At 72.6% G+C, this 20,923-nt stretch carries 18 protein-coding genes; 9 read left to right on the top strand and 9 right to left on the bottom strand.

All coding sequences use genetic code 11. The features are described 5' to 3' along the window. The 5 genes from K7854_RS35215 to K7854_RS35235 form a co-directional block, all read right to left on the bottom strand. A partial coding sequence (locus K7854_RS35215) for a 2,3-dihydro-2,3-dihydroxybenzoate dehydrogenase (protein ID WP_226030624.1) occupies window positions 1-765 on the bottom strand: 765 nt, incomplete at its 3' end. 63 nt (window positions 766-828) lie between these two features. Beyond that, window positions 829-1,995, bottom strand: coding sequence for a 3-deoxy-7-phosphoheptulonate synthase (locus tag K7854_RS35220; RefSeq protein ID WP_226030625.1), 1,167 nt, complete (start codon window positions 1,993-1,995; stop codon window positions 829-831). A 227-nt stretch (window positions 1,996-2,222) separates the two neighbouring features. Continuing rightward, window positions 2,223-4,127, bottom strand: a complete 1,905-nt coding sequence (locus K7854_RS35225; RefSeq protein ID WP_226030626.1) for a helix-turn-helix domain-containing protein — start codon at window positions 4,125-4,127, stop codon at window positions 2,223-2,225. Between the two features lie 91 nt (window positions 4,128-4,218). Further along, window positions 4,219-4,929 carry an AfsR/SARP family transcriptional regulator gene (locus K7854_RS35230; protein ID WP_226030627.1) on the bottom strand — a complete coding sequence of 237 codons (711 nt, stop codon included), beginning with the start codon at window positions 4,927-4,929 and terminating at the stop codon, window positions 4,219-4,221. A 315-nt stretch (window positions 4,930-5,244) separates the two neighbouring features. Then, window positions 5,245-5,925 carry a ScbR family autoregulator-binding transcription factor gene (locus K7854_RS35235; protein WP_226030628.1) on the bottom strand — a complete coding sequence of 227 codons (681 nt, stop codon included), beginning with the start codon at window positions 5,923-5,925 and terminating at the stop codon, window positions 5,245-5,247. A gap of 91 nt (window positions 5,926-6,016) precedes the next feature. Between K7854_RS35235 and K7854_RS35240 the strand changes: the two genes are divergently transcribed. From K7854_RS35240 to K7854_RS35250, 3 genes are all read left to right on the top strand, one after another. After that, complete coding sequence (locus tag K7854_RS35240; RefSeq protein ID WP_226030629.1) at window positions 6,017-6,961, top strand: ScbA/BarX family gamma-butyrolactone biosynthesis protein; 945 nt, start codon at window positions 6,017-6,019, stop codon at window positions 6,959-6,961. A 76-nt stretch (window positions 6,962-7,037) separates the two neighbouring features. After that, window positions 7,038-7,742 carry an HAD family hydrolase gene (locus K7854_RS35245; protein ID WP_226030630.1) on the top strand — a complete coding sequence of 235 codons (705 nt, stop codon included), beginning with the start codon at window positions 7,038-7,040 and terminating at the stop codon, window positions 7,740-7,742. 50 nt (window positions 7,743-7,792) lie between these two features. Further along, complete coding sequence (locus tag K7854_RS35250; RefSeq protein WP_372481111.1) at window positions 7,793-8,521, top strand: SDR family NAD(P)-dependent oxidoreductase; 729 nt, start codon at window positions 7,793-7,795, stop codon at window positions 8,519-8,521. Window positions 8,522-8,596: 75 nt separating this feature from the next. Here the strand turns inward: K7854_RS35250 and K7854_RS35255 are convergent, their stop codons facing one another. After that, window positions 8,597-9,226: a TetR family transcriptional regulator gene (locus K7854_RS35255; protein WP_226030631.1), complete on the bottom strand. Its 630-nt coding sequence runs from the start codon at window positions 9,224-9,226 to the stop codon at window positions 8,597-8,599. A 271-nt stretch (window positions 9,227-9,497) separates the two neighbouring features. Here K7854_RS35255 and K7854_RS35260 point away from each other — a divergent pair, with 271 nt between their 5' ends. Together K7854_RS35260 and K7854_RS35270 are read left to right on the top strand one after the other, a co-directional pair. Further along, on the top strand, window positions 9,498-10,589 hold the full coding sequence (locus tag K7854_RS35260) for an IS701 family transposase (RefSeq protein WP_308112602.1): 1,092 nt from the start codon (window positions 9,498-9,500) through the stop codon (window positions 10,587-10,589). Between the two features lie 127 nt (window positions 10,590-10,716). After that, complete coding sequence (locus K7854_RS35270) at window positions 10,717-11,736, top strand: Gfo/Idh/MocA family protein (RefSeq protein WP_226030632.1); 1,020 nt, start codon at window positions 10,717-10,719, stop codon at window positions 11,734-11,736. Window positions 11,737-11,910: 174 nt separating this feature from the next. Here the strand turns inward: K7854_RS35270 and K7854_RS35275 are convergent, their stop codons facing one another. The 3 genes from K7854_RS35275 to K7854_RS35285 all read right to left on the bottom strand — a co-directional run bounded on the left by K7854_RS35275 (window position 11,911) and on the right by K7854_RS35285 (window position 14,741). Then, entirely contained in the window at window positions 11,911-12,459 is a 549-nt protein-coding gene (locus K7854_RS35275; RefSeq protein ID WP_226030633.1) for an SRPBCC family protein, read from the bottom strand. Between the two features lie 80 nt (window positions 12,460-12,539). Continuing rightward, entirely contained in the window at window positions 12,540-13,745 is a 1,206-nt protein-coding gene (locus K7854_RS35280) for an FAD-dependent monooxygenase (protein ID WP_226030634.1), read from the bottom strand. 9 nt (window positions 13,746-13,754) lie between these two features. Further along, window positions 13,755-14,741, bottom strand: a complete 987-nt coding sequence (locus K7854_RS35285; protein WP_226030635.1) for an NADPH:quinone reductase — start codon at window positions 14,739-14,741, stop codon at window positions 13,755-13,757. 179 nt (window positions 14,742-14,920) lie between these two features. Between K7854_RS35285 and K7854_RS35290 the strand changes: the two genes are divergently transcribed. From K7854_RS35290 to K7854_RS35305, 4 genes are all read left to right on the top strand, one after another. Next, window positions 14,921-16,900 carry an FAD/NAD(P)-binding protein gene (locus K7854_RS35290; protein ID WP_226030636.1) on the top strand — a complete coding sequence of 660 codons (1,980 nt, stop codon included), beginning with the start codon at window positions 14,921-14,923 and terminating at the stop codon, window positions 16,898-16,900. Continuing rightward, a complete protein-coding gene (locus K7854_RS35295) occupies window positions 16,897-18,321 on the top strand; it encodes a nitrosuccinate lyase (protein ID WP_226030637.1) in 1,425 nt (474 codons plus the stop codon). Before K7854_RS35290 ends, K7854_RS35295 begins: the two co-directional genes overlap by 4 nt. Before the next feature lie 74 nt (window positions 18,322-18,395). Beyond that, window positions 18,396-19,037 carry an isochorismatase family protein gene (locus K7854_RS35300; protein WP_226030638.1) on the top strand — a complete coding sequence of 214 codons (642 nt, stop codon included), beginning with the start codon at window positions 18,396-18,398 and terminating at the stop codon, window positions 19,035-19,037. A gap of 17 nt (window positions 19,038-19,054) precedes the next feature. After that, on the top strand, window positions 19,055-20,923 hold a 1,869-nt coding region (locus tag K7854_RS35305), incomplete at its 3' end, for an anthranilate synthase family protein (RefSeq protein WP_226030639.1).

Here is a 20,923-nt window from a genome sequence, read left to right on the forward strand (position 1 = left end):
TCCCAGCGACGCGCCGCCGTCCACGGTGAGGGAGTGCAGCGTGATCTGGCGCGCCGCGTCGGACAGCAGGAAGACGGCGGCCTCGGCCACGTCGGCGGGAAGTCCCACGCGCCCGAGCGGTATGCCGACGCGGAAGGCGTCGGGGTCGCCCTCCACGGTGGCGCGCGCCGCGCTCTCGTCGGCCCACATGGACCGCAGCATCGGGGTGTCGGTCGAGCCGGGGGCGAGCACGTTGCACCGGATGTTGTGCCGCGCCACCTCCAGGCCGAGGGACTTGGTGAACATGACGGCGGCGGCCTTGGACGCGGCGTACGCGGCCATGCCGGCGCGCGGGGTGGCCGCGGCGTTGGACGCCACCGTGACGACCGCCCCGCCCGCGCGCGGGACCATGCGGCGCACGACCGCCCGCGACACGTGGAAGACGCCGTCGACGTTGACCGCGAACGTGGTGCGCCAGTCCTCGTCCGCGTAGGCGCACGCGGTACCGAGCCGAAGGACGCCGGCTGCGTTGACCAGGTAGTCGATCGGCCCCAGTTCGTCCTCGATCCGGCCGACCGCCGCCTCGACACCGCGGGCGTCCGCGACGTCGACGGTGAACGGCACCGCCGCGAGTCCGTCGGCGGCCAGCTTGTCCGCCTGTCCCGTCAGCTGCCGATCGTCCCGGTCGACCGCCGCGACGACGACGCCACGTTCGGCGAGCGCACGGACGGTGGCGGCGCCGATCCCGCCCGCGGCGCCGGTGACGAGCGCGATGTTGCCCTGCATCCTTCGACCTCCGTGACTTCTGCCCCGGCCGGGGCGGTGGGGGAGCAGTGCGGTCGGGTCCCGTCACTGCCAGGCGGACACGACCGAGATCGCCTGACCCGGGTTGAGACGCGGGTCGCAGAACGTCGTGTAGCGGTCGGGCACCCGGTGCGCGGTCTCCACGGAACGGGTGCACTCGGTCACGTCGTCCGGGGTGGTCTCCAGGTGGAGGCCGCCCGCGACACCGCCGGCCTCGGCGACCGCGTACCGGAATGCCTGCACCTCGCGTTCCACGGACTCGACGAACCGGGTCTTGTGGCCGGTGGCCGTCTTGACGGTGTTGCCGTGCATCGGGTCGCACAGCCAGATCACCGGATGACCGGCGGCGCGGACGGTGCGCAGCAGACCGGGCAGCTTCTCGCTCACCGCCCGCGCTCCCATCCGCGAGATCAGCGTGAGCCGACCGGGTTCCCGCCGGGGGTCCAGCCGCGCGCACAGCTCCAGCAACTCGTCCCCGGTCATCGTCGGCCCGACCTTGCAGGCGACCGGGTTCGCCACTTCGGCCAGCAGGGAGACGTGGGCGCCCTCGACCTGCCGCGTGCGCTCGCCGATCCAGGGGAAATGCGTGGACGTGAGCAGCAGTTCGCCGTCCTCGCTCCGGCGGACCATGGGCAGTTCGTAGTCGAGCAGCAGTGCCTCGTGACTGGTCCACACCGCGGGCTCGGGGCTCGGGTCGCACGCCGGGTCCCAGCCCAGGTGCCGGGTGACCTCGCTGGCCGCCATGTACCCGGTGAGCAGTCGCAGCGGGTCGGGGCGACGGCCGGCCGGGTCGGGGTCCGGGGCGTTCACCATGTGCCCGCGGAAGACCGGGAGTTCCTGTCCGCCCACCGTCTCGGTGGGCTGGGAGCGCGGCTTGGCGAACTGGCCGGCGATGCGGCCGACGCGGACGACCGGACCCCGGGTGATCATCTTCAGGGCGCCCGCGAGGAGGTCCAGCACGGCGGTCTTGCGGTGGACCCAGTCGGCCGTGGTCTCGTCCGGGTCCTCCGCGCAGTCACCGCTCTGGATGATGTGCGCCGTGCCGGCGGCGACCTGCGCCAGATGGCCGCGCAGGGTGCGGATGTCGCAGGCGCGGACCAGCGGGGGGCGGGTGGAGAGCTCCTTGCGTACCAGTTCGATCTGCTCGTGGTCGTCCCAGTCCGGTTGCTGGGCGGCCGGTTTCTCGCGTATGTCCAGCACGGTGTTGTCCACTGATTCTCCCTGGCTGACGGTGAGTGGCGCTGCCGCCGGGCGTCCGGGCGCGCGACGGGGCCGGGCCCTTCGGCCGGCGGTGGCTGCCGGCGGGCTCACCCGGTCTTCCGATCGTCGGCCGTGCGCACGGTGCGACCAACGAGGCGTGCGACTTTGCGTCAAGTCGAACGCGGGTGCGTCAAGTCCGCCTCCGGCCGTGCTCGACCGCCGCGTTCGGCGGGGAGGAATCAGCGTGGTGCCGCGGACTTGCGCACCAGCGCGACGCGAGCCCGGTGCAGCAGCAGGGCCAGTTGGATCTGGAGTGACTCGGCCGGGCGCTGCCAGGCGTCACCGAGCAGATGGTTCACCCGCTCCAGGCGCCGGGCCACGGTGTTCGGGTGCACATGGAGGACGTCGGCCGCCAGGCGCTGGTTGTTGCCCGCGTCGAAGTACGCCTGGAGTGTCTTGACGAGGTCGCTCGAACCGTGGGCGTCGTAGTCGAGTACACGGCCGATCGTCGAGGTGACGAAGCCGTCGACGTCGTAGTGGTCGGACAGCAGCAGACCGAGGAAACCCAGGTCCGACGCGGCGGCGGTGGCGCCGGGGCCGTGGAGGAGGTGCATCGCCTCCAGCGTCCGCGTGGCCTCCTGGTACAGGCTGCGCGCCGCGTCCAGCTGCTGTCCAGGACCGGCCGCGGCCACCGAAACGGGCCGGTCCAGAAGAGGTGACAGCTCCCCGGACACCTTCCGTGCGACGGCCGAGGCGTCGGTGCCCGGGAGCAGCAGGGCCACACAGCTGTCCCGTACCGTCTTGAGGCCCGAGGCGCGGCTCGCGTACGACGAGGCCCAGGCCGTGGCCCGGCCCAGGTCCCGGCCCTCGGGCCGGGCGACCACCAGAACGTGCGGGGCCTGCGGGTCCACGGACAGCCGCCGGGCCCGCTCGGCGACCCGTAACTGCCGCTCCGGGCCGGACAGCAGGGCGTTGAGCAGGTCGTCACCGGACGGGGTGTCCGCGGCGCCGCGCTGCAACAGCATCGCGACGGTCAGGGTCTGTGTCACCAGGCGTAACAAGGCGGTGTCGTCCTCGGTGAGCGGAACCTCCGGGCGCACGGTGAGCGCGCCGAGGTTCTCGCCGGAGGCGACCAGCGGGATCGTCCAGGTGTCGTCGACGTGGCGGACGGGTTCGCCGCGCGTGTGCGCCTCGAGCGCGGCCGTGTCCGCGACGGACGGGACGAGCCCGGGGATGTCGCCGCTCGACGCCAGCGTGCGGCCGCCGGGGTCGCGCAGTACGACGGTCCCGTCGAGTGTGTGCGAGACCAGGGTGGTCAGCGACTGGAGGTCGCACCCTCCCAGGACCATGTCGAAGGCGCGGTGGTGGACGTCGAGCATGTGACGCAGGGCGACGTGTGCCGTCCGCGACCTGGACCGCTCCCGCTCGATGGATTCGAGCTCGGCCCGGGCCCGGGCGGCGAGGCGCACCCGCTCGATGGGGCCGGCGGCGAGATCGGCCAGGGTGATCATCAGGCCGACTTCGTCAGGGGTGAAGTGACGCACCCGGCGGTCGGCGCCGAACAGCACCCCGAAGACCACGTCGCCGTGCCGCAGCGGAACGCCCAGTACCGCACGCAGGCCCTCGGCCCGTACGAAGGCGTCCAGTTGCTCGTCCCGTTCGAGCCGGCTGTCCTCCAGGTAGTCGGGGGTCCATCTCGCCGTGCCCTTCTGGTAGATCTCGCCGGCCACCCCGAGGAAGTCCGGCGTCCGGCGCCCGATGTTGAGGGCCGTGGTCTCCCCGTCCGAGGCGTGTATGGCCGAGACCCCGCCGTCCTCGCGCAGACTCACGTAGGTGATGCTCAGACCGAGCAGGCCGCGGGCCTTCTTGATGACGACGTCGAGGATGTCGCGGAGGTCGTCCTTGGGGGACAGCTCGCGTGCCGCGTCGAGCAGTGCGGCGAGGCCGGCCTCCCGTTGCCGTTGTGCCCCGATCAGGGCGCGGATGCGCAGCAGGGCGTCGTCGAGGTGGCCGGTGGCCTCGGAGGCCGGAGCCTCCTGGCGGGCCCGCTGCAGGACTTCCTCGAACCGTGCGGGTGCGGCCTCCTCGGCGAGGAGCGCCAGCAGATCGAGGACGTGATCGTGCGTCGTGGCGCCGTTCGGCACGGAAATCTCCCCCGTAGGAACCGATAGGTGACAGCGGTGTGCTCGTCGGTGCGCGCCCGCGTACGCCGGCGTCGTACCTGAGGACGCCGGGTCAAGGGTGGTTGACCGCACCCGCCACGGGAGCACGGACCGGGCCGGTGCGGGGGCCGGACAGCCAGGGCCCGCGCTGCGCGCCCCGGCCCTGCTCGAAGACGCCCACCGGGCACGGCGCGCCGGTCGCGTACCGCTCCCGGGGGATCCACGCCCGACCGGTCGCGTCGCGCAGGGGGTACGGAGGAGCCGGCACCGCGGCAGCGGCGGCCGTATCGGCTCCCCTCAGGCGCAGTTCGGCCTCCTGGCACTGCTCCTCCACGCGGATCCGGGCCACCGAGAGCTGCTCGGCCTCGCGGCGCAGCCGGGGGCCGAGAGCCATGTCCGCCAGGGCGTCACCCGTCCACAGACGCAGTGCGGACTCCAGCCGGCGGAGGGCGGTGGCCGCGTCGTCCGCGGACAGCGCACGAAGTCCCGCGCTGGAGTCCCGCCAGAACTGGCGCACGTCCACGGCGGCGTACCGGCAGTCGAGCCGGTAGCCACCCGGCACCCTCACCAGGCAGTCCCCGGCCGCCGTGAGCCGGCGTTGCAGGTCCCCGACCCGGCGGTGCACCTCGGACAGGGCGCCGGGCGGTGCCTGCTCGGGCCACAACTCCTCCACCATGACCCGTGCGGACACGACGTGGTCCACGTACACCCCGAGCAGGGCGAGGAGGCGCCAGGTCTCCTCGTCGGTTCTTTCGACGGATCTGCCCGCGACCTCGGCCCGCACCGGGCCGAGGATCCGGATGTCCAGTGCTGCCCGGCCGCGGGCTCCGGGCGCGTGGCATGCCGCGCTCCGCGAGGGCGAGCCGCCCGTTCCGTCGGGGCTCGCATGCCGAAGGGACGCGTGCCTGACCGCCATCAAAGTCCCCCTGATGAGTGCGAACGAGTGGCTGCGTGACCCGGGCGGCGGCTTGCACACCGGCCCGGGGTGGTGCTCGGCGCGTGACAGTGCCGGCTGACTCTGCCGCAGAAATAATACAGAACGATCGATTCTTTTCGATGGCATCCGTATGGCGTCTGGATGGCGCGACGGCCGCCGTCTTCAGGGAGCGGTCCGCGTCTCCTGCCCGGCGCCGAGCCGCTGGGGAGCGATCTCCCTCAGTACCTCCGCTGCCCGCAGCGCGCTGCCGTCCAGGGGCGACACGTCGCCGGGAGCGCGCAACGCCGGGAGCAGGTGCTGCCACATGGCGACGACACGATCCATCAGGTCCGCGCGCTCGCAGGAGATCTGCGAGTACATCTGCATGCCCGTACACGCGCTCACCACGAAGTCGGCCAGGACCTCGATGTCGACGTTGTCGGACAGCTCGCCCGCGGCGCGCGCCTCCCTCAGGCACTCGCTCATCACCGCGGCCCAGTCCTGATAGGGCGTCGGGTCGTGCATGCCGAAGCTGTTCTGCTCACCCGTCAGACGGACGCCGGCCCGCAGGATCACGTCCTCGCGCAGACGGTGAGCCCACACGAAGGTGAGGTCGATCAGGCGCTGCAGCCCCCGGGTGGCCAGGTGGGGCAGGACGGTCATCGGCTGGGCCTTCATGACCGCCCGGGCCAGCTCCTCCTTGGAGCCGAAGTGAAAGTACATGGCGCCCTGGGTGATTCCCGCGCGCTGAGTGATCTCGCGGATGTTCGCCCCGCTGAAACCGAGTTCGTCGAACACCTCCGCGGCGGCTTTGAGGATGATCGCCCGCGTCCTGACGGCTCGTTCCTGTTTGAGTTCCCGCATGTCACTTCCTCGTTGTCGACAAAAAAAAGATCGTCCTTTATATTCTCATGGGCCGCAAGATCAGGGCGTCAACATTCTGGGGAGCACCCGCATGATCGCCACAGCCGCACGGCCCGACACAGCCGTGGGCGGACCGCGTCTGACCACTACGGTCGCCCGCGAGTACGTGCATCGCGAAGCCCTGTCCGAGGTCTTCCTCACGGGCTCGACTCCGACCGCGGCGGACGCCTTCACCGTCAGTGCCCAATGGCCGCGTGACCACAGCTTCTTCACCACGGGACACGGACTCTACGATCCGATGCTGCTGGCCGAGACGGTGCGCCAGACCGTCCCGCTGCTGATGCACTGCGAGTACGGCGTGCCGCTCGGGTACCACTTCGGCTGGACGGACTTCTCCTTCCGGGTCCGGCCCGAGGCCATGCGTACGACCCGTGCCCCCGCCGAACCCGACCTGCTCATCACCTGCCACGACGTGCGCCGTCGAGGCCGATTACCGGTCTCGATGACCATGCGGATACAGGTCCGGTGGGGCGGGGACGTGATAGGCCGGGCCGAGATGGACGTCTGGAGCCGTGCACCCGAGGTCTACCGGCGCCTGCGCGGCAAGTACGCCGACCGGGAAGAGGTCTTCGCCGCCGCCCCCGTTCCGCCGCCGGCCGTTGCCGGCGCACTGGTCGGCAGAGCGCGCACCCAGGACGTGGTCCTGTCCCGCGAGACGACCTCCCCGCGCTGGCGGCTGCGGGTGGACACAGGCCACCCGACCTTCTTCGATCACCCGTTGGACCACGTTCCCGGCATGCTCACCCTGGAGGCCGTGCGCCAGGCCGCCTTGGCCGCCGTGGGCGGCGACGGCGCCGCACTGCTCACCGGGATCGACGTCACCTTCGGACGCTACGTCGAGTTCGACACGCCGTGCTGGGTCACGGCACACCCCTCGCAGGCAGGCAGCCCCGACAGCTTCGCGGTCGACGGCGAGCAGAACGGCAAGACCGCCTTCTCGGCGACGGCCTACCTCGCAACGCCCCCCGTGTTCTGAGGCGGCGCGCCACCGCCGTCCGTGTCCCCGGCCACGCCTTACCGAGGCCCATTCCCCCTCCCGTATCGGAGCACCCGTGCCCACGCGCCTTCAGCACGTACGTCTTGTCGCCCTCAATATCGACGGCGTGCTGCTCAACGACACCTTCAGCCCCGTCATCCACCAGTTCATCACCAGCCGCGGCGGGGCCTACACGGCCGACGTCGAACGGCGCATCTTCTCGCAGCCGCGCAGCATCGCGGGGCCCGAACTGGCCGCGGCGGCAGGACTGGACGTGTCCGGCGCCGAGGCGCTGCGGCAGTACTTCGAGGCACGCGCCCACCACCTGGAGAAGCACCCCGTCGAGATGACGGCGGGAGCGGTCGGCCTGCTGGAGCGGCTCGCCGCGCTGGACGTGCCGGTGGTCTGCTACGGAGGCCTCGGCCGCGAGCACTTCGACGCGCACCTCGGCTCCAGCGCCGACTTCTTCTCACCGCCGCACTACGTGTGCACCGACACCGTCCGGCCGGGGCTCAAGGAGATCGCCGTTGACCATTTCGGACTCCCGCCGGACAGGGCACTGTTCATCGACGACGTGGCACGGGTCGCCGAGGAGGCCAGGCGGCTGGCAACGCCCTTCATCGGACATCCCAGCTCCTACCCCGCCAGCTTCCAGCGCCAGTTGATGCGGGAGGCGGGTGTCCGCCACCTCGTGGCCTCGCTCGACGAGGTGGACGAGGACCTGCTGCTGCGGGTCGACGCGGAGGCCGCCGCGGGCACGTGCTGGGACGGGCCCTCCTGATGCCCCGGCGCGAGGAGGCGGAGCGGGGCGGGGTGGACGGCAAAGTCGTCATGATCACGGGTGCTTCCAGCGGCATCGGTGCCGCCGCGGCCCGGCTGTTCGCCGAGGAGGGGGCCACCGTGGTGCTGACGGCCCGGCGCGCGACCCGGCTCGCGGCCGTCGCGGAGGAGATCCGCGCCGGAGGCGGCCGGGCCCTGGCCGTTCCGGGGGATGTCACCCGGGCGGAGGACGTGCGGGAGGTCGTGAGGCGCACCGTCGAGACGTACGGACGGCTCGACTGCGCCTTCAACAACGCCGGCTGGACACCTCTGGGCACGCTGATGCACGAGACGGACGACGACGTCTTCGACCGGGTCGTCGACGTCAATGTGCGCGGACTGTGGAACTGTCTGAAACAGCAGGTGCCGGTCATGCTGGAGACCGGCGGGTCGATCGTGAACACCGCCAGTACGGCGGGGGTCCGGGCCGCCAGCGCCATCGCCCCCTATGTGGCGGCGAAACACGCGGTCGTCGGTCTGACCAAGGCGGTCGCGAAGGAGTACGCCCCCCACCGGGTCCGCGTCAACGCCCTCGTGGTGGGGGCGTCCCGCACGGAACTGTTCGAGACCGCCGTCGAGCAGGACCCGGCCGCCGAGGAGCGCTTCGCCGCGCGCATACCGCTGGGGCGCCTCGCGGACCCGCGCGAGATCGCCGAAGCGGCTCTCTGGCTGTGCGGCGAGCGGGCGTCCTTCGTCACCGGGGCCGCCGTGCCGGTCGACGGCGGCAGGACGGTCCTCTGACGCCCCCGGGACACGGCCGGTGCGGCGGGCCCGGCCGCCGTGGCGGGGGGCGCGGCGCCTGCTACCCGGTACCCGTCACGCAAGCCCTCCACGGTCGGGCAGGGGCTCCCGCGCCGAAGGCGAGCCCTTCAGATCGACCAGGATGAGCTGCCACAGCCGTGACAACTCCGCCGCGGCGGAGGCGCCCTGAGCCGTCGTCGTCTCGGAGCGGTGCAGGGAGGCGTCCATGCCGTCGATCAGACGCACCGCGAGGGTGGCCACCCACTGGGGCGAAGCCGACTGCGGCAGGCAGCCCTCGCGGTGGCTCTCCTCGATGATCCGCCGCACCTCGGGCTGCCACGTGGACGACCACTCGCGGCTGCCCGGTCTTTCCCTGGCGAGCCGGGCGGCTGCGCGTACCACGTCCTGCTCGGCGAGCAGACGCGTCAGCTCCAGTGTCAGCTCCACCGCCAGGGCCAGGCTCGGCTCCCTGTCCGAACTCACGCGCTCCACCAGGGCCGTGGTCATGTCCTGGGCGGCCTTCTCGACCGCGTCCGCCAACTCGGCCTTGGTCGAGAAGTGGAAGGTGAGCGCTCCCATCGATATCCGCGCGGCGTCGCGGATCTGCGTGAGACTCGTACCGGCGTAGCCGTGGCGGCAGAACTGGGCGGAAGCTGCCCGTACGAGGGCATCCCGGGTCTTCAGGGCCCTCGCTTGTTTCACCATGTTCCTCTCCGAAGCCGTGACAGATGGCGGGAAGGCCGGTCCGGCCCGCCACGCGCGGTGGCCCCGCAACCGTGTCGTCCCGCGAACCGGTGCCGCAACAGGGAGTAGTGAAAGTGGTGCCGCGACTCCCCGGCCCGCCCTCGGGTCGGCTGGTTGAACGGACCTGGAGCTTCGCCCTGCGTGCCACGCACATGCGGAAGACCCCCAGCACAAAAAAAGCGACCGATCTCTATTATTCACCGCAGGGCGCTCCGACAGGGAAGGGTTTGCCATGTCACTTCAGGTTTTCTCGGAGCGGGGGCATGAGCCCCTCGTACGGTTCGCCGAGCAGGTGTTCGGTCATCTGCCGCGCTCGGACCAGAGGCGTCGGGCCTGCGCCTACCTGCACGGGCTGCTCGCCACCCCGGGCCGCAAGACGGTGAGCGCCATGTCGGCTGCGGCGGACGTCCCGTCGATCGCGCCGCACTCCATGCGCCAGTTCGTCAACGCCAGTTCGTGGGACTGGAGGCCGGCCCGCGCGGAACTCGCGCGCTGGGCCGCCGAGCGGATGCCCGTCGAGGCATGGGGACTGAAGGTCGCCGTGGTGGCCAAGCGGGGCGTGCACTCACCGGGCGTGCACCGGCGCTTCGTGCCGTCCGCCGGCCGCTCGCTCAACTGCCAGGTCGCACTCGGACTGTTCCTCGTCTCGCGCACCGAGGCGATACCCGTGGACTGGGCCCTGCTGCTCCCGGACGCCTGGGCGGACGACCCGCACCGCCGCTCACGGGCCCGGATCCCCTCGAACGCCGCGGTCCCCATGGAGCAGGCGGCCCTGGACCTGGTGGACGCGCAGATCTCGGGGGGAGGGCTGGGCGCCGTCCCGGTCGTGGCCGACCTCAGCGCCTGCACCGGCGCACGGCAACTGGTCCGCGGCCTCGGCCTGAGACGACGGGACTTCGTCGTCGCGCTGCGCCCCCAGGGCGGGACGCCGCCGGGAGCCCGGGCACGCGGCTCAGGACCCTTACGGCACGGAGCCGGGCGCGCCGTGCCCCAGGCCGGACCCCCGTCCGCACCAGCACTTCCCCCGTACCGGTACTTCAGCCTGCCGGGACGGCGCCCCACCCGTACCTGGATGACGAGCATGACGCGGCGGCACGCCACCGACCTCCGCCTCCTGGCCGGGCTCGACGAGCAGGCGGCGCGGGCCGTGTCCCGACTGGGCAGCGGGTTCGGCCTGCTGGACTTCGAGGGACGCTCCTACCCCGGCTGGCACCACCACATGACGATGGTCTCCGCCGCCTACGCGTTCAGCCGGCTGGAGCCCCGGCTGGGGCCGGTCCGCAGCGGGCCAGGGCCGGACCCGCACGCACTTGACGGAGTGTGAGGGCGGCCCTTCCCGGCCGGGGCGGTCTCGCACAGGGTGGATCCGGCGCAGCGGGGAAGGGCGGTCGCCGTTCCCCTGGCGCCCCATCGCGGCGCGAGGGCCCATCGGGCCGGAAGGGAGCACCGACATGAGCAAGGTGCGCTGGGGACTGCTGGTCACCGGCGGGTACGCGGACGTGGCGATGAAGGCCAAGGCGGCCTCGACCACGACCGAGTTCGTCGCGGTCGCGCACGACGACGACGCGGCGGCGTACGCCCGGACGTACGGGGTGGCCAAGTCCTACGGAAGCCGTGCGGAACTGCTCGCCGACGAGGACGTGGAGGCCGTCTTCGTGGCCTTGGACCCCGTCGACCACGCCGAGTGGGCCGTCAGGGCGCTGGAGGCCGGCAAGCACGTCCTTGTCGAGAAGCCCCTCGCGATGACGGCGGCGGAGGCCGAGCGGGTCTTCGACGCGGCCGAGGCGGCGGGGAAGCACTGCGTCGAGGGCGTGATGTCCCGGCACCATCCCCAGCACCTGCTGGCCAAGCGACTGGTGGAGGACGGGGTCATCGGCGAGCTGCGGTACATCTACGCGGCCTGTACGGCCAGTCTGCCGCCCGACTACTTCCGCAGGTATCCCGAGCGCGGCGGCGGCGGCATGCTCGACCTGGGCGCCTTCACGCTGGCGGCGATCCGGATGTTCGGCGGCTCGCCCGAGCGGGTCTACGCGGAGGAGGTCCGCCGGGACGGCGAGACCGACCACAACTTCGCCGCGACCCTGCGGATGCCGGGCGAAGTGCTGGCGCAGTTCGAGGTGGGCCAGGAGGTGTGCCGCGGCGACGCGCTGCATCTCGTCGGATCGACCGGCCGCCTCGTGCTGGAGGACCCCTGGTTCTGCCGGGACGTGCGGCACATCGAACTGCAGCGGCAGGGCCCGCCGCCGCACGCCGACCCGGTGAGCGAGTACCTGCCGGTGGACGAGGAGGGGGTGTACCGCTGCGGCGACCCGTACGCGGTCTCCCGCATCCTGTTCGACTCGGTGTCCACCGCGATAGCCGGCGGCCAGGCGCCGTCCTACGGCCGCGCGGACGCGGTGGAACAGGCCCGGGTCGTCGAGGCGCTGTTCGAGTCCGCTGCCAAGACGGTGCCGGTGCGTCCGGCCGGCTGACGACCGGGACCCGCCACCCACGCCCGGCCGGACCGCTCCGGCCGGGCGTCACCCATGGGCGGCGCCATGCCTCGGGCCGGCCGGACACCCGACGCTCCGGGACACGGCGGACGCCGGGCCGCCCCCCGCGCCCGGGCGGGCGGGACGACGGCCCGGCGTGCCGAACGGCCTTGCTCACCCCTGCTCGACGACGGCCTTGACGCGTTCCACCGTGCGCTGCACGTCCGCCGCCAGCTTCGCGTTCCACTCCTTCACGAAGCGGTCCCGGCCGGCCTCGTCCAGTCCGGCCCGGAAGATCTTCGCCAGGCCCTCGGTCAGCCGGCCGAGCCGGTAGTGGTGGATGAGCAGACTGCCGCCCTCGGCGGGTTCGATCTCGAAGGACCAGGTGCTCTCCTGACGGGCGCCGGCCTCGGTGAGGATCACCCAGCGGAACACCTTGCCGGGCACCGCCTCCACCACCTCCGCCTTGGTGGTCCACTCCCCGCGGATCACCGGAGCCCACGGCACCGGCTCCGTCCCGCGCACGTTCCTGCCCTCGAACACCGCCCCCACCGTGGACGGTTCGCCGCGGACCCAGGTTCCGCCCTGGCACTCGGGGCTCCACTCGCCGCTCCGGGACAGGTCGCTCACGGTCTCGTACACCGTCTCGGGCGAAGCCGCGACGAATATCTGAGAGCGCACCAGGAAAGTGGTGACGCCCTCCTTCTCGTAATCGGTGGCCATGGTCTCCTCATTCTCCTGCGGTGCTGTTCCTGGTGATTGCGGCTCGATCGGTCGCGCCGCCGGCTCGTCGTGCCGAAGGCTCAGGCGGCGCGACGGAATTCGCGGTCCCCGTGCAGCCACGCCACGGTGTCGTGGAGTGCGTCCGGGGTCAGTGCCGACAGGGCCGCGTTGCGTTCCTTCGCCGCGACCCCGGCGGGGTGGTACACGCGCCGTCCCATCTCGCGGGCCACCAACTGGGCCCGGCCGGCGCGTTCGTGCCGCAGCGCGCCGTAGGCGGCCAGCCGCAGGGGAACGCCGTGGCCCGCCGTCGTGCCGGCACCTTCGGCCGGGCCCAGCAGGTCGCCCAGGAGCACCGCGTCCTCCAGTGCCTGACAGGCTCCCTGAGCCGCGTACTGCAGCATGGGATGCGCGGCGTCCCCGAGCAGTGCCACCCTGCCGTCCACCCAGTTGTCCACCGGGTCGCGGTCGCACAGGACCCAGCGGCGCCAGTCGTCGCCCAGGGCGAGCAGCCGGCCCGCGACCTGGCCCAGCTCCGTGAACTCGGCCAGCACGGACGAACGCTCCACCGGCACTCCGGCGACGGCCGTCACCGCGCCGTCGTCCTTCGTCGCGGCGAGGTTCAGCTCGCGGCCGCCGCTGATCGGGTAGTGGACGAAGTGCCAGCGCGGGCCGGCCCACAGGCACACGGCGTTGGCACGCAGCTCCGCGGGCACGATCTCCATCGGCACGACGGACCGGTAGATCGTGTGGCCCGACACCCGGGGCTCCCCGTCCCCCACCAACTGGGCGCGCACCGCCGAGCGCAGGCCGTCGGCACCGATCACCGCGTCGGCCCGCACCCGGGTACCGTCCGCCAGCAGCGCCGTGGCCGCCGCGGTGTCCTGCGCGTAGCCGCTCACCCGCGCGCCCGTGACCAGTTCCACCGAGGGAAGCGCGCGACAGGCCGCGAGGAGGGGCCGGTAGAGGTCGGTGCGGTGCACCACCGCGTACGGGTTGCCGAAGCGGTGACGGTAGCCGCCGGTCAACGGCATCTCGTTGATGAGTTCGTCGGTGGTGCCGTCGTAGAGCCGCAGCGCGTCGACGAACACCGACCGGGCGCGTACCTCGCTCCCGATCCCGATGCGGTCGAGCGCGTGGTAGGCGTTGGGGGCGAGCTGGATGCCCGCTCCCAGCTCCGTGAACTCCTCCCGCCGCTCGAGCACCGTGATCCGGTGCCCCAGCCGGGCGAGCACCGCCGCGGCGGCAAGCCCGCCGATGCCGCCACCGACCACCACGAGGTGTGCCACTTCAGTCTCCTAACGGTCCAGGTCCGGGCGGATGATCAGGCGCTTGCCGCGCAACGCGCCCTTCTCCATGCGCAGATGTGCGTCGGCCATGCCGCTCAGCGGAAGGCGCTCGGTGTGCCGCGGGCGCAACGCGCCCGCGGCGGTCAGCCGGTTGACGGTGACGGCGGCCTCGGCCAGCTGGTCCGTCGTGGCGTGCGAGATGACGAAGCCCAGGATCGACGCGTCCTTCATGTAGAACGGCCCGACGGGCAGCACCGGGCGTGCCGAGACGCCCGCGAGCAGCACGATCCGGCCCCGGGGCGCCGCGTGCTCCACCGCCAGGGACAGGTCGTTCGTACCGAAAGCGTCCACGTGGACGTCGATCCCCTGGGGACAGGCCGCGCGCAGCTTCCCGTCCAGCCGCGGGTCGCGGTAGTCGAACACCTCGGCCGCCCCCAGAGCGTGGACGTACTCCGCGTCGGCCGCGGAAGCCGTGGCGACGACCCGGGCCCCGGCCTCCACCGCCAGGACGACCAGGGCACTGCCGACGTTTCCCGCGGCGCCGGCGACGAACACCGTCTCGCCCGGCCGCAGACGGGCCTGGGTGAACAGAGCCAGATGCGCGGTGGCCGCGGGGTGGAGCACGGCGACGGCCTGTTCCGGGTCCACACCGGGCGGCAGGTGGTACAGCCGGTCCGCCGGGACCACGGCCCGCTCGGCGGCGGCGCCCTGGCGGCCCTCGTGCCCGAGGCTGTTGCACCACACGAGGTCGCCGGGCCCGAAGCCGGGGGCCCCAGGGCCGGCCTCCACGACGGTGCCGACGAGGTCGCGGCTCACGATCAGGGGCAGCGGGACGGCGGTACGGAACACTCCCGAACGGACGAAGGTGTCCACCGGGTTGACCGTGGTGCACATGACCTCGACCAGCACGTCGGTGGGTCCTGGACGCGGCTCGGGCAGATCGCCGTAGCGGATGTCCTGCGCAGGTCCCAGTTCGGTGATATAGGCGGCACGCATGGCCTCAGACTGTCGGCCCGCGCCCCCGGCGGACACGTTCCCGCCGCAAGTTCGTCAAGTCCGGTCGGCGACGGAGCGGTCGCCGCCGAGGACTTGACGTATCGCCGGGGCGTCCGTTGACCTCCCGCCGGATTCCTCCGAGGTTCCTAGAGGCATTCACGGACCGGGAGGAGAACCGCATGAGCACGAGGTGTGTGGAGATATGCATCGTCGGCGCCGGTCCCCGGGGGCTGTCCGTACTGGAGCGGCTGTGCGCCAACGAGCGGCACCGGCCCGCGGGCGGCGGGGTCGTGGTCCACCTGGTCGACCCGGACACCCCGGGGGCGGGCCGGGTGTGGCGCCCCGAGCAGTCACGTCACCTGCTGATGAACACCGTGGCCTCGCAGGTCACCGTCTTCACCGACGACAGCGTGCGGATCGACGGACCCCGCGAACCGGGCCCGAGCCTGTACGAGTGGGCCCGGCAGCTCGCCCTGCTCGGCGTCGAGGGCCACGACTACGACGAGGCCACACTGGCGGAGGCCCGCCGCCTGGGCCCCGACTCCTACCCCAGCCGGGCGTTCTACGGGCACTACCTGCACGACTGCTTCCGGCGGATCCGCGCCCGGGCCCCCGAGCACGTGAAGATCCACGTCCACCGCTCCCGGGCGGCCGCCATGTCCGACACCCATGGAGTGCCGGGAGGCCCCCAGGGGATACGGCTCGCCGACGGCACCCGGCTCAACGACCTGGACGCGGTGGTCCTGGCCCAGGGCCACGTGCCCGCCCGGCTCACTGCGCGCCAGGAGCGGACCGCCGCCCTGGCCCGCATCCACTACCTGACGTACATCACCCCCACCAACCCCGCCGACGCCGACCTCACCGGCGTCCGGGCCGGTGAACCGGTGCTGCTGCGCGGTCTCGGACTCAACTTCTTCGACTACATGGCCCTGCTCACGCTCGGCCGCGGAGGCACGTTCGAACGCGGCGCCGACGGCCGGCTGGCCTACCGGCCCAGCGGCAGGGAGCCCTTGCTGTACGCGAGCTCCCGGCGCGGCGTGCCGTACCACGCCCGGGGCGCCAACCAGAAGGGCGCCCACGGCCGTCACCAGCCCCGGCTGCTCACCCCCGAGTACGTCGAGCGGCTGCGGGCGAGCGCCGCGGACGGCACCCGTCCCTACTTCGCCCAGGATCTCTGGCCGCTGATCCGCCGCGAGGTGGAGAGCGTCTACTACTCCACCCTGCTCACCTCCCGGGGGCGGGACGCCACGACGTTCACCGAGGCGTACCTCGCCCTGGCACCGGAGGAGGACCCCGGCCCGCTGCTCGACCGCCACGGCGTCGAGCCCGGGATCCGCTGGGACTGGGAGCGCCTCATCTCCCCGCTGGCCGGCCGGGAGTTCACCGGCCGCGAGGAGTTCCACGCGTGGCTGCGCGAGCACCTCGTCCAGGACGTCCTGGAGGCCCGGGCGGGCAACGTGGAGGGGCCGTTGAAGGCCGCCCTCGACGTGCTGCGGGACCTGCGCAACGAGATCCGTCTCGCCGTCGACCACGGCGGCATCGACGGCAATTCGTACCGGGACGACGTCGAGGGCTGGTACACGCCGCTCAACGCCTTCCTGTCCATCGGCCCGCCGGTCACCCGGATCGAGGAGATGATCGCCCTCCTGGACGCCGGAGTCCTCACCCTGACCGGTCCGGGCACCCAGATCCGTTTCGACGTGGCGAACCCGTCCTTCGTCGCGGAGTCGACCACCGTCCCGGGGCCGCCGGTCAGGGCCCGCGCGCTGATCGAGGCGCGGCTGCCCGAGCCCGACGTGCGCCGCGCCGACGATCCGCTGCTGCGGCACCTGCTGGCCACCGAACAGGCAGGGCCGTACCGGATCGCCGGTACCTGCGGAACGACGTACGAGACCGGTGGGCTGGCCGTCGGAGAGCGCCCGTACCCCCTTCTGGACGCCCGTGGCCGCCCGCACCCGCGCCGCTTCGCGTTCGGCGTGCCGACCGAGGCGGTGCACTGGGTCACCGCCGCCGGCATCCGCCCCGGCGTCGACTCCGTGACCCTGGGCGACTCCGACGCCATCGCCCGCGCGGTACTGGACCTGCCGCCGCTGTCGCGCGTGCCCCACGAGGTCCGGTCCACGCTGGACGACGCCGCACCGGCCGGGGTGGTCGTATGAGCGTCCCGGGCGTCGGCGCGAACGGTGCCCCCGTGGACGCCGCCGCCCCCGACACCGGTCTGCTGGCCCCGGTACGGGCCGGCACTCCCGTCGAGACGGCGGTGTCCGACCCCGCCTGGGTACGGGCCATGCTGGACGCGGAGGCCGCGCTGGCCAGGGCCCAGGCGAGGCTGGGCGCCGTGCCCGCGGCCGCGGCCCGGGTGATCAGCGAGACGGCAGGCGCGGCGGCACCGGACCCGCGCGCACTCGCGCTGGCCTCCCGCGAGACCGCCAACCCCGTGGTGGGGCTGATCCAGGACCTCACCCGCCGGGTCGCGGCCGTCGACCCGGTCGCCGCCGAGTACGTGCACCGCGGCTCGACCAGCCAGGACATCTTCGACACCGGAGCCATGCTGGTGGCCCGGCGGGCCGTGCGGCTCGTCCTCGGGGACCTGGAGGCGTCGATCGACGCCCTGGGCGTCCTGGCGAGCGCCCACCGGGACACCCCCATGGCCGGACGGACCCTCGCCCTGCACGCCGTTCCCACCACCTTCGGCCTGAAGGCCGCGGGCTGGCGGGAACTGCTGCGGGACGCGCACCGGCGACTCGAACGGGTGGGCCGGCACGGGCTGCCCGTCTCGCTCGGCGGCGCGGCCGGAACGCTGGCCGGCTACCTCGAGTACGCGGCGGTCGACGGCGTCACCACCGACCCGGGCACCTACGCCGCCGAACTGGCCGAGGCATTCGCCGAGGAGACGGGCCTGGCCGTGCCGGTCCTGCCGTGGCACGCGCTGCGCACCCCCGTGGCGGACCTGGCCGCGGCCCTGGCCTTCGCCTCCGGTGCGTTGGGCAGGCTCGCCGTGGAGGTGCAGAACCTGGCCCGCACGGAGATCGCCGAGGCAGCCGAACCGGCGGTGTCCGGACGGGGCGGCTCCTCGGCCATGCCCCACAAGCGCAATCCCGTCCTCACCACCATGATCCGCTCCGCCTCGCTCCAGGTGCCCGCCCTCGCGGGGGCGCTCACCCAGTGCCTGACGACGGAGGACGAGCGCTCCGGCGGCACCTGGCACGCCGAGTGGCTGCTGCTGCGGGAGTGCCTGAGGCTGGTCGGGGGCGCCGCCCACACCGCGGCGGAGCTGACCCGCGGGCTCCGGGTCGACGCCGCCCGGATGCGCGCCAACCTCGACCTGACGGCGAGCCGCGTCGTCACGGAGCGGATCGCGGCGCGCCTCGCCCCCGAACTCGGCAAGGCACGGGCGAAGGAACTCGTCGCCGGGGCCGCCACCGAGGCCGAAGCCACCGGCGAATCGCTCGCCGCCGTCCTGGGCCGGACCGCGGGCCAGGCCGGCCTCGCCGGCACCGAGGGCCTCGACGACCTGTGCGATCCGACCGCCTACCTGGGCGCGGCCGCGGCCTTGGTCGAGCGCGCCCTGAAGACCTGACCGAACGGCCGGGCCACGCCCGGGGCGCCCCGGCGCCGCACGCCCCCCCCGACCACGACGACACGAGGAAGACCATGGCAGGCATACCTCCCATCCAGCCCTACCCCATGCCCCAGGAAGGCGATCTGCCCGCCAACACCGCCAGGTGGACGCCGCGCCCGGACCGCGCCGTCCTCCTCGTCCACGACATGCAGCGGTACTTCCTGCGCAAGTTCCCCGTCGACGAGGCCCCCGTGACCGACCTGGTGCGCAACGCCGCCCGGCTCCGTCAGCAGGCGGCGGCCCTCGGCATCCCCGTCGCCTACACCGCGCAGCCCGGCGGCATGACCGACGAACAACGGGGTCTGCTCCGGGACTTCTGGGGACCCGGCATGCGCGTCGACCCGGCCGACCGCGAGGTCGTGGAGCCCCTGAAGCCCGGGCCGGACGACTGGCGGCTGGAGAAGTGGCGCTACAGCGCGTTCTTCCGCAGCGATCTCCTGGAACGGATGCGCGCCCGCGGACGCGACCAGCTCATCCTCTGCGGTGTGTACGCGCACATCGGGGTGCTCATGACCGCCGTGGAGGCTTTCACCCACGACATCGAGACGTTCCTGGTGGCCGACGCCGTGGCCGACTTCAACGAGGACTACCACCGGCTGGCCCTCGACTACGCCGCCGAGCGCTGTGCCGTCGTCACCACCACCAAGTCCGTGACCGCGGAGCTCGACCGATGAACGAGGAGCGTCCCCTCATGACATCCGACCCGCTCGGCAGCGTCCTGCGGACGGAGCCGGCCGCCTTCGCGCTGCTGCACCGCCCCGAGACGAACGGTCCGGACATCCTGGAGGTCGTGACGGGAACGGCCTCCACCGCGGACACCCTCGACCGGATCCCGCTGCGGGACGCGTCCGGGGAAGGCACCGGAGAACGCCTGGACGTCCTGGCGATGATCCCCTACCGGCAGGTCTCCGAACGCGGCTACGCCTGCGCCGACGACGGTGAACCACTGATCGTGATCTCCGTCGAGGAACAGACCAGGGTGACGATGGACGAGGCACTGCGACGGCTGCCGGACGAGCCGGTCGCACTGAGCGACGGCCGGTTCGACCCGGACGACGACGAGTACGCGGAGATCGTCCACAAGGTGATCGCCAACGAGATCGGCACGGGAGAGGGGGCCAACTTCGTCATCAAGCGGTCCTTCGTCGCCGACATCACCGACTACTCGGTGCGCACCGCCCTCGCCTTCTTCCGGCGCCTGCTGGAGCGGGAGCAGGGCGCGTACTGGACGTTCGTCGTGCACACGGGGGAGCGCACGTTCGTGGGGGCGACCCCGGAACGCCACGTGAGCCTGCGGGCGGGCAGGGCCGTGATGAACCCCATCAGCGGCACCTACCGGTACCCGTCCTCCGGTCCCACCCTGCCGGGCGTGATGGGCTTCCTCGCCGACCGCAAGGAAGCGGACGAGCTGTACATGGTGGTCGACGAGGAACTCAAGATGATGGCGCGGATCTGCGAACCCGGTCCCCGGGTCGCGGGCCCGTACCTGAAGGAGATGGCCCGGCTCGCCCACACCGAGTACTTCATCGAGGGCCACAGCGACCACGACCCCCGCACGGTGCTGCAGGAGACCTTGTTCGCACCGACGGTCACGGGCAGCCCGCTCGAGAGCGCCTGCCGGGTCATCAGCCGGTACGAACCGCGCGGACGCGGGTACTACAGCGGCGTCGTCGCCCTGATCGGGCACGACGAGCATGGGCGCACGCTCGACTCGTCGATCCTCATCCGCACCGCCGACATCGACCGCTCGGGCCGGCTGGGCATCGGGGTCGGAGCCACGCTGGTGAGGCACTCCGACGCCCTCTCCGAGGTCGCCGAGACCCGGGCGAAGGCCGCCGGACTGCTCGCCGCCCTGGGAGCGGAGGAGACACCGCGACTGTCGGAGCACCCGCAGGTCCGGGCCGCCCTGGAGGAGCGCAACGGCTCGATCGCCGGCTTCTGGCTCGGCCGGCGCGACGAGGAGTCCGGCCTCCGCCCCGAACTGGCGGGCCGCACGGTGCTCGTCATCGATGCCGAGGACACGTTCACCTCCATGCTCGGGCACCAGTTGCGGGCTCTGGGACTGAAACCCACCGTCCGTCGCTTCGACGAGCCGTACGCCTTCGACGCACACGACCTGATCGTCATGGGCCCCGGGCCCGGCGACCCCCGGGACATCCGGAACCCCAAGATCACCCATCTCCGGTCCGCGGTCCACGCGTTGCTGGATGAGCGCCGCCCCTTCCTGGCCGTGTGCCTGAGCCACCAGGTCCTCAGCACCCTGCTCGGCCTGAGGCTGGTCCGGCGTCCGGTGCCGAACCAGGGCGTCCAGAGGGAGATCGACCTGTTCGGGACCCGGCACCGGGTGGGCTTCTACAACACCTTCGCCGCGCGCAGTCCACAGGACACCTTCGTGGTTCCCCGGCTCGGGGTCGTCGAGGCCGGCCGTGACCCGGAGACCGACGAGGTCCACGCCCTGCGCGGTCCGGGCTTCGCCTCCATGCAGTTCCACCCGGAGTCGGTCCTGACCGAGCACGGTCTGCGCATCGTCGGTGACGCCCTGTCAGGAGTGCTGCGCTCG

It is taken from the genome of Streptomyces hyderabadensis, assembly GCF_020404845.1.
Classification (GTDB): Bacteria; Actinomycetota; Actinomycetes; order Streptomycetales; family Streptomycetaceae; genus Streptomyces; species Streptomyces hyderabadensis.